General features: G+C 32.4%; 11 protein-coding genes. 1 reads left to right on the top strand and 10 read right to left on the bottom strand.

Annotated features, from left to right (window positions below; translation table 11 throughout):
* From FD18_RS04330 to secY2, 9 genes are all read right to left on the bottom strand, one after another.
* Positions 1 to 2,654 (bottom strand): pectate lyase-like adhesive domain-containing protein (locus FD18_RS04330; RefSeq protein WP_057718800.1); only part of this gene is annotated, 2,654 nt, incomplete at its 3' end.
* A 509-nt stretch (positions 2,655 to 3,163) separates the two neighbouring features.
* A complete protein-coding gene (locus FD18_RS04325; protein ID WP_057718799.1) occupies positions 3,164 to 3,352 on the bottom strand; it encodes a hypothetical protein in 189 nt (62 codons plus the stop codon).
* Positions 3,349 to 4,671 carry an accessory Sec system glycosylation chaperone GtfB gene (gene gtfB / locus FD18_RS04320; protein ID WP_057718798.1) on the bottom strand — a complete coding sequence of 441 codons (1,323 nt, stop codon included), beginning with the start codon at positions 4,669 to 4,671 and terminating at the stop codon, positions 3,349 to 3,351. The genes FD18_RS04325 and gtfB overlap by 4 nt, the downstream gene beginning before the upstream one ends.
* A complete protein-coding gene (gene gtfA / locus FD18_RS04315) occupies positions 4,664 to 6,193 on the bottom strand; it encodes an accessory Sec system glycosyltransferase GtfA (protein WP_057718797.1) in 1,530 nt (509 codons plus the stop codon). The genes gtfB and gtfA overlap by 8 nt, the downstream gene beginning before the upstream one ends.
* A 12-nt stretch (positions 6,194 to 6,205) precedes the next feature.
* On the bottom strand, positions 6,206 to 8,572 hold the full coding sequence (gene secA2 / locus FD18_RS04310; RefSeq protein WP_057718796.1) for an accessory Sec system translocase SecA2: 2,367 nt from the start codon (positions 8,570 to 8,572) through the stop codon (positions 6,206 to 6,208).
* A gap of 4 nt (positions 8,573 to 8,576) precedes the next feature.
* Positions 8,577 to 9,434, bottom strand: coding sequence for an accessory Sec system protein Asp3 (gene asp3, locus FD18_RS04305; protein ID WP_057718795.1), 858 nt, complete (start codon positions 9,432 to 9,434; stop codon positions 8,577 to 8,579).
* Positions 9,418 to 10,962: an accessory Sec system protein Asp2 gene (gene asp2 / locus FD18_RS04300; protein ID WP_057718794.1), complete on the bottom strand. Its 1,545-nt coding sequence runs from the start codon at positions 10,960 to 10,962 to the stop codon at positions 9,418 to 9,420. Before asp2 ends, asp3 begins: the two co-directional genes overlap by 17 nt.
* Position 10,963: 1 nt before the next feature.
* Positions 10,964 to 12,472 (bottom strand): accessory Sec system protein Asp1, encoded by a 1,509-nt coding sequence (gene asp1 / locus FD18_RS04295; RefSeq protein WP_057718793.1) that lies wholly within the window; start codon positions 12,470 to 12,472, stop codon positions 10,964 to 10,966.
* Positions 12,472 to 13,665 carry an accessory Sec system protein translocase subunit SecY2 gene (secY2, locus tag FD18_RS04290; protein WP_057718792.1) on the bottom strand — a complete coding sequence of 398 codons (1,194 nt, stop codon included), beginning with the start codon at positions 13,663 to 13,665 and terminating at the stop codon, positions 12,472 to 12,474. Before secY2 ends, asp1 begins: the two co-directional genes overlap by 1 nt.
* 494 nt (positions 13,666 to 14,159) lie before the next feature.
* On the opposite strand from secY2, the gene FD18_RS04285 reads away from it, so the two are divergent.
* Positions 14,160 to 15,821, top strand: coding sequence for an APC family permease (locus FD18_RS04285; RefSeq protein ID WP_057718791.1), 1,662 nt, complete (start codon positions 14,160 to 14,162; stop codon positions 15,819 to 15,821).
* 231 nt (positions 15,822 to 16,052) lie between these two features.
* Here FD18_RS04285 and FD18_RS04280 read toward each other — a convergent pair.
* A partial coding sequence (locus tag FD18_RS04280; protein WP_057718790.1) for a mucin-binding protein occupies positions 16,053 to 16,578 on the bottom strand: 526 nt, incomplete at its 5' end.

Here is a 16,578-nt window from a genome sequence, read left to right as displayed (position 1 = left end):
GAGTTGCTCAAACTCTCGCTCATGCTTACTGAGTTACTCAAGCTTTCACTCATTGACACTGAGTTACTCAAGCTTTCACTCATTGATACTGAGTTACTCAAACTTTCACTCATACTTACTGAGTTACTTAGGCTTTCACTCATACTTACTGAGTTACTCAAGCTCTCACTCATTGACACTGAGTTACTCATACTTCCGCTTTGTGATAATGAATCACTTAAACTTTCACTATGAATTCTTTCTGAATTACTTAAACTTTCGCTTACACTTTGTGAAAGTGAAGCTTCTGATTGACTTTTTATTTCAGAAAGAGAAACTGATGTACTAGTACTAATTGATGGTGTATTTGTACCATTATAAACTACTTGAGTAGTGTGTGTATCGGAAATTTCATTGGTTATTCTCTCAGCTTCTGTCTGAGCCTCAAGAGAATCCTGCTGCATTTCCATTGAATTAACAGTCAATTTATTACCATTAACTGTGTTGATATTATCTTTAATATCTTCAGACTTTGTTGTTACATTGTTATTAGTTACTTGTACTGTAGTATTTTCAACATTTACTGTTAAAGTATTGGTGCTTAAGGCTGCATAAGCTCTTCCATTTGTCGTATTTCCTACATTTAGTGTAATAATATCAGGATTGTTAATATTGATCGTCATTTGATCATACGAAGCAATATTATTAAATGCTGAGCTTTTTGACCCTAATTTATTTGGTCTAGCAGCTGTCATAGTAACATTTGCATTTGGCTCAAAGTTAACGATTGCTGTATTGCTTGATGCTTTTCCTGTTAGTCCTGTGTTTCTTTGAAGCAAATTAATATAACTGCTACCACTAGCTGTTACGATATTTCCACTACCTGGAATAACCGTAAAGAAACCAGACTCTGCATAGGGATTTAATGAAGTATCAAGAGAAAGATTTACTTTTGAAGAAGACCCAAAATTGATATTTTTTGAGCCATTATTATTTATTAAGATGTTAAATTGACCCGCAGTCATATTTACTTGAGCATTTTCACCTATAGATACAACATTATTATGTCCACTATCAACCGTTTGATCTACTAAAACATTACCTTTAATAGCACCATTAATATTAACAGTGGCATTTTTTCCAATTTGCAGGATATGATCGTATGAATCACCTTTGAATACAATATTATTGTAAACATGGTCATCAACACTTGTTCCACTAGTTCCATTAACTGTAAAAGTTGCCCCATCATCTACGATTAGGTTATCAGCAATATATATCTGAGAGGTTCCACTCTGATCTACCGTAAATGGTGTATTGGTAACTACCTTAGTCCTGCCATTTTCTAGAGTATGAGTATATCTACTCATATAATTTATAGTTGTATTTCCTTGTACTCGGAAAGTACTGGTATCAGATTTTCCAGTCCCTGTTTCACTCCATACTGCAGTCCCACCATTGGCTGTCACATTATTATAAATTAACTCACTATGACCAGTCAGACCTTGTATCCTAAATGCTCCTTTGGTATCACCGTTATAAATTGTTGCATCATTAACAGTTACAACAGAATTATCAATATTTATATAATTCGTATCAAAATACAAAGTATGGTTATTACCATTAATAGTAATATTTCTATTCTTTAAATCTTTATTGTCAGTTAACGTAAAATCAGAAGTTATGTTAATAGTACTTACATTGGTATTATTCAGGGCATTATAAAATTCTTGTCCTGTTGCTACGTCAAGACTTGTACCACTAGATGCTGCCAATTGGACAAAGCTAGATCTTAATATCTGACCACTGTCTTCATTTGTTAAAGCCCCATTTTCAGCACTTGATCTATTTTTATTCGTATCGCTTTTACCAACACTATCTGTAATGTTGGTACCATTTAATTGAACTAACTGTACCCCAAATAATTTAGATAAGTCAACTGGATTTTGTGGATTTACAGTTAAGTTTGTAATATTTAATGATTGTTGATTTAAAGTTGAGATCGATTCCAAGCTAGCTACTTGTGAATTAGCATCGGATACTGACCCCTCATTATTTTTTGAAACTGAAGAAGCAGCTAAAACTGATTCACTTTCACTATTTGTTTTTGTATTTTTGGCAGTAGACTTACTTTCAGATTTTTGTAATGTAGATTCTTTAGTTGATGCTTTAGAAGTAGCTTTAGATTTCGAATCTGAAGTTGACTTAGCTGCTGAAGTTGAAGCAGATGCTGATTCAGATAATGACACAGCAGCAGATGCACTAGCTGATTGAGAAAAACTAGTAGAGGTTGACAGTGACATACTTGCTACTACTGATCTACTCTTTGAATAGGTAACTGATTTTTCTACGCTTTGACTTTGGCTTAATTTAACAGAATTTGAATCTGTAGCTGAGGCAGTCTTCTGATTATTAGATACTTCTTCATCAATAGAACCAGTAATTGAACTTGAGCCAACTATTTCAGATTTTCTATCTACAGAACTTTCTGCTGCATAAACTCGATCATTGGCCATCATGGCCCCACCAGTTACACCAGCACCTAAAATAGTTGCTAATCCAGCCAATTCTTTTAAGTAAGAAGGTTTGTCGTCTTTTCCCTTTAATTCATTAGGATCAATGTAATGTTTAATTTCTCTTTGGGACTTTAAATTTTTGATTCTTTTTCTTCTCATACAATACCTTCTCAATATACAATATTCATTTACGCTTCAAACAAAATCGCCTCATAAGAAATAAGAAAGTTCTGTAATTCAGATTCATTAGATAACTTAGTTATAATTAGTAAGAGTTATTTAATGAGACAGATTTATTTGTTTTCTTTTATATAATAATAATTATTATATAGCGAATCGTGATCTTTTCAATAACATTTTTAAATATTATAAAATAATATATGAGCCGCATCAGTCATTTGCTTTTGCTATCGAGTGGTTTGTTCAACATGTCTATATGCTTTTTAAAACTACAGCTATTAATTACTACTTATGTAAATAAAAATAACATTAAGTAACAAACAATCAACTGTTATTAACGTAAAAAGCACAAAAAAACTATATTTGGTTATAAAAAAAGCTTTTATTTAATAACAAAGGTGCTTAAAAATGATTAAAAAAATTGTTTCTATATCTAAAAAGTACATAAGAAAAAGGTCTAATTTCATAAATAAAATTAGACCTTTTTCTTACTTAACTATCATTTGAATTAACATCAAGAGCAAAATTACTCCAAATAGCAATCCCATAATTATTTGTTTCCAAGGAAAATCATCTTTTTTCTTTTCGTATGCTTTTCTCTGATTTTCTTCTACCTTTTCTAATCGTTTCAACGCATGTTGTTCCACTAACGTCGATTTTTTCTTTTCTTTACTCATCTCAAATTATTGATAACCTCTTTATATTGTTCAACACTTACATCCCCAGCAAGTAAACGTTGCTCATCAATGAATTCTCTCATCTTATTTGTATCAGATAAAGCTTCTGAAATCTTATTCGCCATCTTATCCACTTCAGTCGGCTTAAATATATTTTCTGAACTAATAAATTTAGGATTATGCAAAGTACCTTCAAATCCCACAATTAACATATTTTGTTCAAAAGCACCACGAACCGCATCAAGAATTTCATTACCATGATTTATATCTAAATAGATATCACTTGTTTGGTACAATTTCTGAATTTGTTTAGTTGTGGCATTAGGGTACAAATGCACATTGTTATACTTTTTAAAAGCTAATAATTTAGATGACATTTCAGTAATTGCCGCAATATGAAAATGAATATTCGGCATTGCTTGAACCACTTCATCTAAATGTTCAATTTGATCGGAATTAGTTAAAATAACAGCCTCTGGACGCATCTTGTTTCCTCTTGGATGAGGATAAATCATCCCCAAGAACTTGAAATCTATATTCCCATTCTTAGGTAACTTATTCTTCCAGATCTGCCAGTCTACATAATTTTGGAAAACGATATGTTTCGTTCTCGTAGAATTGTTAATTAAGTATTGCATATTGCCAGGCAGTTCATTAGCAATATTTTCATGCCAAAACAGCGTATCACTACCATTATTTTGCAGGCTTAAACTTATCATCATTGATTGATTCAAAGTATTATAGAAAACATGATCAAGTTGATACTTCTTTTTTCTTAAATAATACGTCACAAATTGTGACAAATTAGCAAAATATTGCTCATTATTTTTTTCATGGAGAAAAATATCACCAGAAACTAAATATTGTGTGATAACTTCTTTTCCATTTTCGTTAAAGTATCGCTTTAAAACATGCTGTCCATTGTTAACATAAGTTTTAGCAAATAGCTTCCCTTGCCGATTATAGTGATCAATCCAGCTCAAGTTACCATTCTTATCGAGCCAATGAACTTCTTTAATTAATCTAGTATTATCAGTAGCAACAAAGAAAATATCAGCTCTTTTTTGATGTAGATCATAAACTTCACCTTTACTTGCAGTTGCTACAATTCGATGAAATTTCGGCACCTTCAAGCGGTTAAAATATAGGGGAGTATTTTCAACACCAAATCCGCAATAAAACTTAAATGGGGAGTCCACCTCAATTGGCAAAAAACCATCATCATTAATTACTACAGAAGGAATTTTAATATTAGCAAAAAGCTGTGATCTTAAAAAGTCAGTTGATTCTACGTCTAAATTTTCAAATAAATTAATCATTGACTAATTCCTCCACTAATTTTTTCCATTGTTTAGCAACATTTTTAGTTAAATATGGTTCAGCAATCTGATATGACTTTTCATTGCAGCTTTCCAAATTCCTATCTGTAAATAGCTTGATAATTGCTTTCGTCAAAACTTCTTCTTTTTTGAAATCGGTCCATTCTTCATCATATGGTAAAAGCAATCCATTTTTTCCATTTTCAATAAAAGTTGGATTTCCATACGGAACATCAAAGCCAATCATTGCTAATCCTGAACCAACTGCCTCAAGCAATGAGAGCCCAAAACCTTCACTTGTTGAAGCGGCAATATAAGCAGGATAGTTTCGATAGACTTTTGTTAAATCTCTTTGTCCCATAATATGAATATAATCTTGTGCTTGATTTTGATTGATTAAATTAGTAAGCATCCCTGCTTCACCGCCAGTTCCATAGATATCCAAAGAAAGATCAGGAACACTATTTTTAGCAGCTATTACCGCATTTACAATCCAATCAATGTGTTTTTCTTTTGCTAAGCGAGAAGCTGTAATTAAGGCATGCTTCATCCTGCCTTGTGTTGGATGCTCTAACTCATTTAAACTTCCCACCGGAATACAATCAATGCGTGGTTCAATATTATAGTATTTCTTAAATTGATTTTTTAAAATCTTCTTTTGTTCATTTGTAGCTACAACAAAGCTATCGACATATTTCGCATGTTGGAATTGATATTCATAAAAATTATTCCATAAAATATTTTGATCATTAGTATAATGCTTATCAAAATGATCGGCATGAACTACCACTACTAATTTAGCTGGACCGTGATTTTCAAAAACTAATTGTCCATTAATTAAGTTCTTGTCTTCATCTTCTCTGTCTAGAATGATTACATCTTTTTCAGTAAAGTTCAGTCCCTTAAGCATTTTCAAATAAAGGTCATCTTTACTATAAACAACTTCACCATTTGCAAATTCAAAAGTTTCTTGATCACCGTTTAAGTGTTGAGTATAAGCAACTGTGCCATCTTCATTATAAAATTCCCTAAAAGTAACGCGATTATCTTTATCTGCCCCTAAATAATACTCACAGGCATACTTAGTGTAAGAATAAAAGTCTCTCTTAAGCAAAGTATTATTTTTAACATAGCTAACCTGATCAATAGTGCGTTTTTCAGCATCGCTTAGTCGAGCTACTAGTTGTAAGCCATCATTTAATTGATAAAATACTTCTTTTCCAACAGTCTTTACATTACTACTTAGTTTTTTTAAATTAAGTTCGTTTTCTAAAGTATCTAAAGAATAATTAGATGTTGAAATCTTTATATCAGTAAAGAAGTTATATAACCAAATAATATTGTCATTATTAAAGCCTAGATTGGCCGTTAAATCTCCGATATTATTCCCTAAAATTAAATCTGAAAAAATAAATTTTCGTTTAATTCCAGCCTCATTAAAACTCTGATCACGATATTTTTGAGCGTATTCTACTCCAGAGCTAGCCCAACCTATTCCTAAATTTATGTTATATACTGTCATAATCTTCCTCTATTAATTAAATACTACGACTAATTGCCCTTTTTCATTCGTAAAAATCTTACTTAATAAAAGATTGTCAAATGTAGATAAGGTAATTTTATCTAAAAATTCTTTATAGGCTTCAAAAGCCTTTTCGTGATGAAGAAGATCTTGCGGTCTTCCACTTCTTCCCCATTGCTGAGCATTAATCTTTATTTTTTCAATTCTATCTACTTGATCAATCCAATTTCCATCCATTGATGAAATGATTACTTGTTGATAAAAATCATTTGCTTGTTTTTTGTTAATTAATACTTGCTCTTTCTTATCAATAATCTCATAAGCTAATTTTTTCAAGTAGTCTTTAATAGCCTTCTTCGTTTTCAAATTATCTGGTACATTAACTTGTTGATAAGTAAGATGCTGATTAATAAAGTATTTTAAATCACTCTTATTGGATAAGTCTTCTTGCTTCAAATAAATATTTAGTGCCTTATCAATAATGTGATCAACAATTTTCTGTAAATCATCAGTTTTCATAATCGTATCTCTTCGAGTATAAAAGTTCTTCCGTTGGAGAGATAAAATTACTTCCATCTTATTAGTTTGACTTCTCATCAATTCATTAAGATCTTCTTTACGAGTTCTCAGCATCTGTAAACTAAATCGAATTCTTGGTCCTGAGAGAAGCGTAATGTCTTTTCCTTTTGACTTTTTCTTCATTAATTTGCGGTAATATTTTTTTTGTCGAGCTGTATTATTAGAAGAAATAAAAGAATCTTCTAGGGAAATTAAAAATTGACTACTTCCAGGATCTCCCTGTCTACCAGCACGACCAGCTAACTGCAGCTCCACTCTTTTAGGCAACATTTCAGTTCCGATTACTGCTAAGCCACCCAGTTCCTTAACTCCTGGACCTAGCTTAATATCAGTTCCTCTACCAGCCATATTTGTTGCAATAGTTACAGCTTTCTTTTGACCTGCATTTTTAATAATTTGCGCTTCATAGGCTGCATTATAAGCATTTAACACATTATGCGGAATACCAATATTGAGGAGCAATTCTGAAATAATTTCTGAGTTTTCTACAGAACCAGCAACAAGTAACACAGGTCGACCAGTTTTATGCATTTCTACTACGTCATCTACAGCTGTCATTAATTTATCTCTTGTAGTTAAGAAAATAAGTGGACGATAATCTTTTCTAATTACCGGCACCCTTGTAGGGATAGTTACCACTTTTAAGTTATAGGTCTGTAAAAACTCTTCCTCATTAACTTTAGCGGTTCCACTCATTCCACTTACTTTATTAAACAATGCAAATAAAGCTGGAAATGTTATTGAAGCTGCCGTTTTCTGAATTTTAGTCAAATCAACCTTTTCTTTAGCTTCAACAGCTTGGTGAATCCCTGTACTTACCTGCACTCCACGTTTCAATCTACCGCTATCTTCATCAAGCAAGACCACTTCGCCCTTTACCACTAAGTAGTCATGCCCCCGCCTCATAGTTAAGTGTGCGCCCATCGCTAAAATAATATGGCGATAAACACTCCTGCTCTCATTAGAAAATAGGTCATCTAGTTTGAAAAATTGCTCTGCTTTTTCAATACCGTGGGCTGTTAACCAAAATAATTGATCATCCTTTTTAAATACATAGTCCACTTTGGGATCTAACAATCTTACAAACTGATCTGCCAAATGATATAGATTGGATTGAACATTAGGACTAGAGGAGACCACGAATGGAGTCTGTGCTTCATCTAATAAAACTTCATCCACTTCATCGACAATAACATAATTAAATGGACGTAAATATTGATTTTTTTTGGAGCTGGCAAGATTATTAAACAAATAATCAAAGGCTAAAGAAGAAGCAGTAGTATATACAATATCCGAGTTATAACATTTTCTTTTAGTTTTAGCAGTTATTTTCTTTTTACTATCTTTATCTTCTGCGAAAGCTAAACTCACACTTAAGCCTAGCCATTCATAAACTGGAGCTAACTCTTTTTTATCACGAGATGCAAGATAACCATTAGGAGTCACTAACATGGCACCTTTACCTTCTAAAGCATTTAGATATAGTGCCATTGTTGCAACTAGAGTTTTACCTTCCCCAGTTTTCATTTCAGCAATAGAACCATTATGTAATACAATTGCCCCTAAAACCTGCACATCGTAAGGAAACATTCCCAAAATTCTTTTATCTGCTTCTCTTACAGTGGCATAAGCTTCCGGTAAAATATCGTCTAAACTTTTGCCTTCTTTAAGTTGCTTTTTAAAAATAGCAGTTTGTCCCTGCAGTTCTTCATCACTCATTGCCTGCATTTTAGGACCTAATTTATTAATTTTATTTAATAATTTCCTAGCTTTTTTTAGTCTTAACCTATCTGTTAGCATTGCATCATTCCTTAAAATAATTAATAGCTTCTTTTACCATTCGAACTTGATCAGGTTCTCTATAAATTTTTGAAAGATATGTCTCCTGTAAATTATGATATCCTTCATCTACAAAAGCCTTCGAATACACTACCGTACAGTTTAAGGATTTAGAATTTTCTAAAGATTTATCTATCTCAGCACTACTGCTAAAGATGACTAATTCTTTATCTTTATGTTCATTAATATAATCTTTCATCAGTTCAAGGCCATGTTGCTTATTTTGCCAACTCAAATATCCCATAGTTAAATTTGCTTCTACGTGACTCGCAATTTTAAATGGCGCAATAATTCTGGCTCGTTTAGAGTCATCAAGTAGAATAAGCCCTTCTTTTTGGAAATTTTTATTTAAATAAATAGAATGCAGATAAAAGTCATTAAAAACTTCTTCTAAATCCAAAGGAGAAATTTGAATTTTTTTAAAATTAATCTCTTCTACTCCACCATTAATTATTTCAATAGTGTATTTCACTGCTTGAGTTGGATATTTAAACTTTTGTTCTAAATTAGTGAAAATAACTTTATCAATTTCATTACCCTGAATATCAAAAAAATGTATTCCAAAAATTGCACTATTTTCTGGCTTAATCTTTGCACTAATTTTTAACAAATATTCTTGTCCATTCAGCAGGAGTGGTAAACTAGGGACTTCTTTTGTCGCCTGATAATTTGCTATTGATGACCAGCTAATAAGAGTTTTTCCTGAGGGCATCAATTTATTCTTAAAAGTGACTTCGTTTTTAGCGTTTTTCTTAAATGCCGTTCCATATAAATATGTCTCTGACATTCTATCCCAATAAACTTGATTAATTACGTTTTTCATTATCTCGACCAAAATCTTCTCTTAATAGTTCATTTAAACGATCAATAAACCAGTAGTTAACTTGTGGATCATCATTATGTCGTCCAGGAAATCCTTTAGCAGAAAACTGAGCTGCTTGCTTTACAGCAGGAGACTTTTTTAACTCTTTTATTGCTTTATCGTCATAGTCATCATTAATCATATAACCAGCAAAAAGGCGTGTTTTTGAAAGATCTTGCTTATCAAATTCTTTCCAAAAATTCTCATCAATTTTTTTCAAGTCATCTCTATCCGTAGCTGGACCGATACCTTTATCAATATCGAACATAGTTTCAAATTCGTCGGGACGATCTAAGGCAGTTCTTGAAGCAATATAGCCCAAATTTACTAAGGGTTTTGCGACATTAATTGCATGGGCACTCATTTTCGCCCCATATTTTATTGCAGGATACGTTCCCATTGAAATTCCATTTACTAGCAGTTGCGATTCATCAAAACCCAATTCATTCAACTTTGACTTAATTGTTTTAATGATTTCTTGCTCAAAAAAATTATCCTTATCGTCATAAAATTGGCCAATATTTAATCGCATATCAGTAAACAAAAGCATCGGTGCTTTTAACCCTTTAAACAAGAAATATGCCTCAAAACCTTCTGCTTCACGCGCACCTGAAAAATATACATTTAATGGGGGCTTCAGATCTCCAGGATTAAAGTAATAGGCTATATCATCCCTATTTTGAGGATTAACTATTCTTTGCCCACCGGCAATGAAATTTCCGGCCCCATCTCGGCCCCAACGTGAATGAAGCACGCCAATGCTTAAGTCGCCGCTACCCTTAACTTCTAGATTTAGAGTTGCAGTCCGATAGTGGTCAGATGCTTCAATTTGAGAAAAATATTCATCTTTATCAAAAGAGCTTAAGTCGATCACCCTTTGTTCTTTGACATCTCCATCTGTACCAGGTTGCTGAATAAAAATTCTCAGTCTAACTTGAAAATTAAAATTCTTCAATGAAAGCCAAAAATTGATCTGCTTATCAGGATCGATAAAGACCCCACTTTTATAGGTACCTAAATTTACCCATTCATTGTGGGTATCTAGATTTACTTTGAGATGACCCTGTTCTTCAAACTCATAACTATTAACTATATGCTCATTTAATTTCAGTTGACTTGGAAAAATCCTTAATCCGGATTGTCCAGAAAAGTACCGAATTGGAAGTCTATCAATCAAATACTGTGGTTCTTCTTTTATTTTTTGAGCAGCAATACTTTTCAAAAAATATTTTTCATGATCATCCAATTCTGTATTTAAATTAGAATTGTATAAAACATGATATGGGGATATCAATTGCTTTAATTTCTTCAACTGGTCATTAGTTAAGTTAGTTTTACCAGTAACTAAAATTACATCATAACTTTTTATTCCCTTTTTCTTCGTAGCCTTTTTTTCTTCAAAAGAAAAGTCGTTAAAATGCCATTCCATATCTTCTGGGACTGTATATTTTTTCTCCCAGTTATCATTTCCTAGTTGCAAAACTCGCATTCTACTCCGCTTTCCTCTCTTTAAATACTTCTTTCCATTTCTCAATGATGTTTTCTTCGGAATACTGGTTCATTAATTGTACGTTATATACTACCGTCTGATTCCAACTATTTAAATTAGTTAAATACTCATCAATTACAGGTAAAAGCTCACTTATTTTCTTTATAATTCGTCCATTTTTATTATCCACAACAGTGGCCGAAGAAAAGTTTTGTACTTGTGGAATTCCAATACTTACACCCGATATTTGCATTAATTCATCCGCTTTTCCCCAATTTATTAAAAGTCTCATTTTATCTAAATTACTTAATACATCTGAAATATTGGTTAAACGGGTATGCACAACATCAAGTTCTGGTAAACTAACTTCATCATCAAGTCCATCAATTGCAGCATTTTCTGCTTGTTCTGACTTTCCGAGAATAAAACTGTTTTTGTTTTCTTCTTTTATTTGCTCAAGAATTTTATTCACATGATCAGCTTTCCAAAAGTTATATGTAAATATTTTCAAGCTGTAATTATCTGGATTTTTTAAGATATAGTTACACAGCTTTTGAATAATTTGATGAATATCTTCGTCATTTGCGTTTTCCGCAAAGAAGCCAATCTCCTGTATATTTTGTCTTTGACTATGACCAAGACGAAATTCCGAATTAAAGACAGGAATAACTGAAATATCGAACTGTTCTCCATAGTCTTTTTCTAAATTTTGTTTAATTTCATTGCTACTTACAATTACTCTTGCCTTAGCTAGACTACCTATTTTTTTACTATAAGGATGGTGTCGATTGATTATATATAAAGGTTTATATGGCTCAACAATTTCATTATTAAAACTACTCTCATCATCTACTGTTACAATTATTTCATCATTATTCTTAACATTGACCTTTAAGTATCGACTTAAAATCTCATCAACCAAATCTGTAATATTTTCATATTCTCTTCTTTCACAAAAGTGCGTTTCTGGATTAACCGTAATTTTGCCAGTGTTTCTATCCCTTTTAAAACGCCAATTACCGTATGGATCAAAGTAGATAGTTTTCTCATCATCATCTTGATTAGAGATAAAACCACGACTATCTATCCCCAAAGTAAATGCTTTATGTTCGTCATTTTCAGGATAAGAGATCCTTAAAATATGACCATCAATATCATAGAAAACTGTCGCATATAGTTGATTCTCTAGAACAATTAAGGTTCTAAAAGGACCATAATCAAAAATTGCATTTTGGGGCCAGTTAAAGTCTTCTAATTCTAAAACCTTATTTTCAAATCCATGAACTCCTTGTAAAAAATCATATACAGAAAATAGGTTATTAGGGAAAATGGCAATTTGATTTAATTTACTCAACAATTGAGGCTGATAGTCTGTAATTATCAGACCAATTTTTTCGTCAAACTTTTTTAAAACAGTCATGTATTCTGCTGCATCATAGTTTTCAATACTTGGAATATTAACTGACCAGTCATCATATTGTTTATGCCATGCAGGAATAAAATATTTCATTATTGGTTATCATCCTTTAATAAACGATCGTAACGATATGGGAACAAAATAGTATCAATTTGATCTTTAATTCCTCCCATAAACATTGTAATCATAACAACATTCATTGGAATAATAGCAAAGCCAGCATAATTACCTAAAAAATTACCTCCATATAAACCAAAAACAAGCTGGAATGCGTTTAAAATGGCTCCTGGAAAGGCAATAATCCATATTAGACGGTTTAAATATTGTTGTGTAGGACGTCCTGGAGCAATATTGGGAATGTAGTAATGATTATTTCGAAAACTCTTGGCTTGTTCTTTAGGATCGAAATTTACAAAAGTGAAGAAATAAAAAATCAATATTCCCATTACTGCAGAAAAAGAAGCTTGAAATACCCAATTATTGATCAAAGATGTAGGACTAAAGTATCTTCCCACCATTAAAGGAAGGGTCAAAATAGCCATTCCTACCATATACATCATCATGGCAGCCATGTTTAATCCTAACGGCACTGTCATCAAATTACTAGAAGCAGGGAGACTAGGATTAACTACTTTTAAAGGATAGTAGGCTTTAGTAAACGCGAGCCAAAACTTTATTAGTAATAAAATAAAAATAGCTAAAGCTGCTAACCAAACCCATGCATATTTCATGGTTAAGAGAAGCTTTACATTACTAATTATATTAGGAATAGCGCCATTAAGAATACTTGTTAAAATAACTGGTGCACTTGCTCCAACCCCATATTTCATATTCCGATAGCAAAGCCAAACTACTAAACAAGATCCCGCACTTAATATTAGAATCATTTCAAAATCTTCTAATCCATCTCGCCGATTAGTAAAAGCAAAAACTAATAGTGCTGCTTGAATAATAGTGATAATCATAGTTAAAAATTGCATCAAGTACTGAACTTGTTTTGGTGATAAGGCATCAAAACCAAAGGAATGAGTAAAACTTAGAAGCTGAATAATTAACATCGAAAACATTAATGGATTCAGACCGATTGAAAAAATAGATATCCGTGTAAAATTGGCCCCACTAAATGCTCCTAAAATTGAAATAGGAGTATTTCTGATCGTTTCTACATATTGCCTAGTCACTTCTGCAAAAGGAAGAGGAATGTATAATCCCATCACATAAATTATTACTATGAATAGACTAAAGCTTACTTTCTTTATTACATTTAAAAGATTTTTCTTTTCCAAATGAACTTCTCCTCAATAAGTGAATTGAGCAATACTACTCTTTCAAAGATATATTTCTTATACATATCCTTTTATATTTAATGTTATATTTTTCAAGTCTATACCCTATATATTACATTATAATCAAAAGCACTTAAGTGGAAATATATAAAAAATGAAATAATATAATTCGTTATTTTTAAAAACGCATTTTTTCTAATTAATATTTTTTTGTTACTTAATTAAGAAAGTTATCTATCTGCTTGCTATTATGAGTTATATTACTATAATTTCATCTTTATATATTGTGCTTATATTCACAATATATAAAACATTTACTGTACTATCTCGATCTATGTTAGTGTCATACCTTGCTCCTTTTTGAAGTCCTTTTATTTGTACTTTGTGAAATATGAGACTATTATACGCATGAACAGATTAATAAATAACATATTGATTTTGTTTATTGTAGATATCTATCTATATGTTTATATTTAAAGGAGAAGAGAAAGAAAATGGAGAATTCTCATAAAGCAGGATCTGCTAAAAAACAAGCCTTTATCTCCATATGGACTCTAACTCTAATGAACGTGGCGATCATCGCTGGTTTAGGTAATGATGTCCAAGAAGCCTTTTATGGTTTATCGTCAGTTACCTATTTTGCAATCGGTGCTATTTGCTTCTTCATTCCTACAGCTTTAGTAGCTGCAGAGCTAGCCTCTGGCTGGAGCAACCGTGGTGGTATTTTCCGCTGGGTTGGCGAAGGTTTAGGAAGAGGATGGGCATTAACTTGTCTGTTGATTTTATGGTTTCAGGTAATGATTAACTTCGGGATGGGGATGCCGAGTTCCGCTGCAACTATTTTGTTCTACACGCCAATGTATAACAAAGCAGTTGCCTTTGCTCAAAATCCTACCCACGTTGTTTTAATCATGACTGGATGGATTATTTTATATTGGATTATGGCCATTATTGCTAATAGAGGTGTTAAAACTTTTACCACTATTACAAAGTATGGTGTTTTAATTGGGACACTTATCCCATTAGCTATCATGATTATCTTAACTATCGTTTGGTTATGTCAGGGACATACACCTGCTATTTCCATGGCACCAAAACAATTAATTCCAAAATGGAACGGGATGAGCACTTTAGCCCTAGCAGCTGGCGTATTCTTTTCTTATACTGGAATCGATGAAAATGCAGCTTTCATTAAACGATTAAAGCACCCAGAAAAGGACTTTGTAGCCTCAGTCTTTATTACTTTGATCTTAGTATTCTTAATCTTCGTAGTAGGTACGGTAATCATCGCAATGATTGTTCCCGAGAAACAAATTAATGTTCTATATTCATTAGTTACGGTATTTAAAGTTCTTGGTGAAACATTTGCATTTCCTTGGTTGTATCTAGTTCTAATGTGGGTCGGACTTTTCAATTTAGTTGCTTCTACTGTAACTGAGCTAGCAGCTCCATCAGTTATGCTTGCACAAGCTGGTGGTAGCGGATTTTTACCAAAATGGTTACAAAAGAAAAATAAGCATGGGATGCCTGCTCGACTAGTTTATGTTCAAATGGCTGGAATGACTATTATTGCATATTTATTCAAGTTAATTCCAAACGTAGAAGGATTTGTAATTTTACTAACACAGTGTGTAACTGTTCTATATCTTTTCTACTACATTCTAATGTTTGTGACATTCTTACGCTTACGCTATCAACAACCTAACCGTCCTCGCTCATTTAAAGTACCCGGTGGTAAAGTAGGAGCTTGGATTATTGCCGGTGTTGGTCTTATTTCATCAGTTTTCGGTATAGTTCTTGCCTTTTATCCACCAGCACAAGTTAAGGCAGAAGTTGGATCTCCAGTAACTTATGTAATTGTTATTGCAGTTTTAGTTGCTGTTGTATTACTTACTTGTTTAGGACTTTATCTTCTTTCTAAAAAGCACCCAAATTGGGTAAATCCAAAAAACGAATTTGCTCCATTTACCTGGGAAATTGAAGGATTGAAGAAGCCTGAAAAAGTTACATCAAATATTCCTACTGTATTAATGTCTAAAGGACAGAATCCAATGGGGATGCCTATTAAGCGCCCATATAAACCTGATCAACAAGTAGCTAAATCAGTAGATGATGCAGACGAACGGAATGAGTCAGTTGAAGAGAATCAAAGCTAATTTATAAAAGCTAATTTATAGTAGACTCAAAATATATTTCTATCCTGTTGATGAATATTTTTTATATTTCATCAACAGGATTTTTTGTTTAAAAAGGCCTTATCTAACTTTAAATAGCAATATGAAAAAAGGAATCAAACAGCTATTTTCAGCTGCTTAATTCCTTTTTAAATATCTATAAAGAGTTTTAATTAGGTCGTTCTCTTTTAGAATATTTCTTATACTTCACTTTTATTTTTTCTTTTTTCGATCAAAACCTAATCCTAATAATCCAATTCCTGCTGCAAGTGCTCCAGATATAATTGCAAGCATATCCTTGTGGGTACCTGTTTGAGGCAATATTTGATCATTCTTCTTATTAATATGAGTTCTTTGTACTTGCTTTCCTACATTCCTTTGTACAGTATTTGCTTCACTTGTCTTATTAGTTGAAACTTGTAGCTTCACTGCTGATACTTCACCAGGTTTCTTATTATCTTCATGCTTAGATGGAGTAGTAGGAGTTCCTGGCTTTTGTTGTTTGCTGTAAGCAATTCTTATAGTTCTATCTTCTGTATCTGGAGTTACAATCTCTTCTAATACCTTAGGTGAAATGTAGCCTGGAATGTCTGGAGCACTGTATTTATCCCAGTTACCAGCAGGTTTATCCCATTCACCGTATGCTACTTCTCCATTTACTGGATCAGTGTACTTAGGCCGAGTAAACGTTACCTTTTGAACAACTTGAGTTTCACTACCATCTGGATCTTCAACAATA

Origin of the sequence: Lactobacillus taiwanensis DSM 21401 (assembly GCF_001436695.1) — a bacterium.
GTDB lineage: Bacteria > Bacillota > Bacilli > Lactobacillales > Lactobacillaceae > Lactobacillus > Lactobacillus taiwanensis.
Note: the sequence above shows the minus strand (reverse complement) of the source record. Positions and strands in the feature narration are given on the sequence as shown.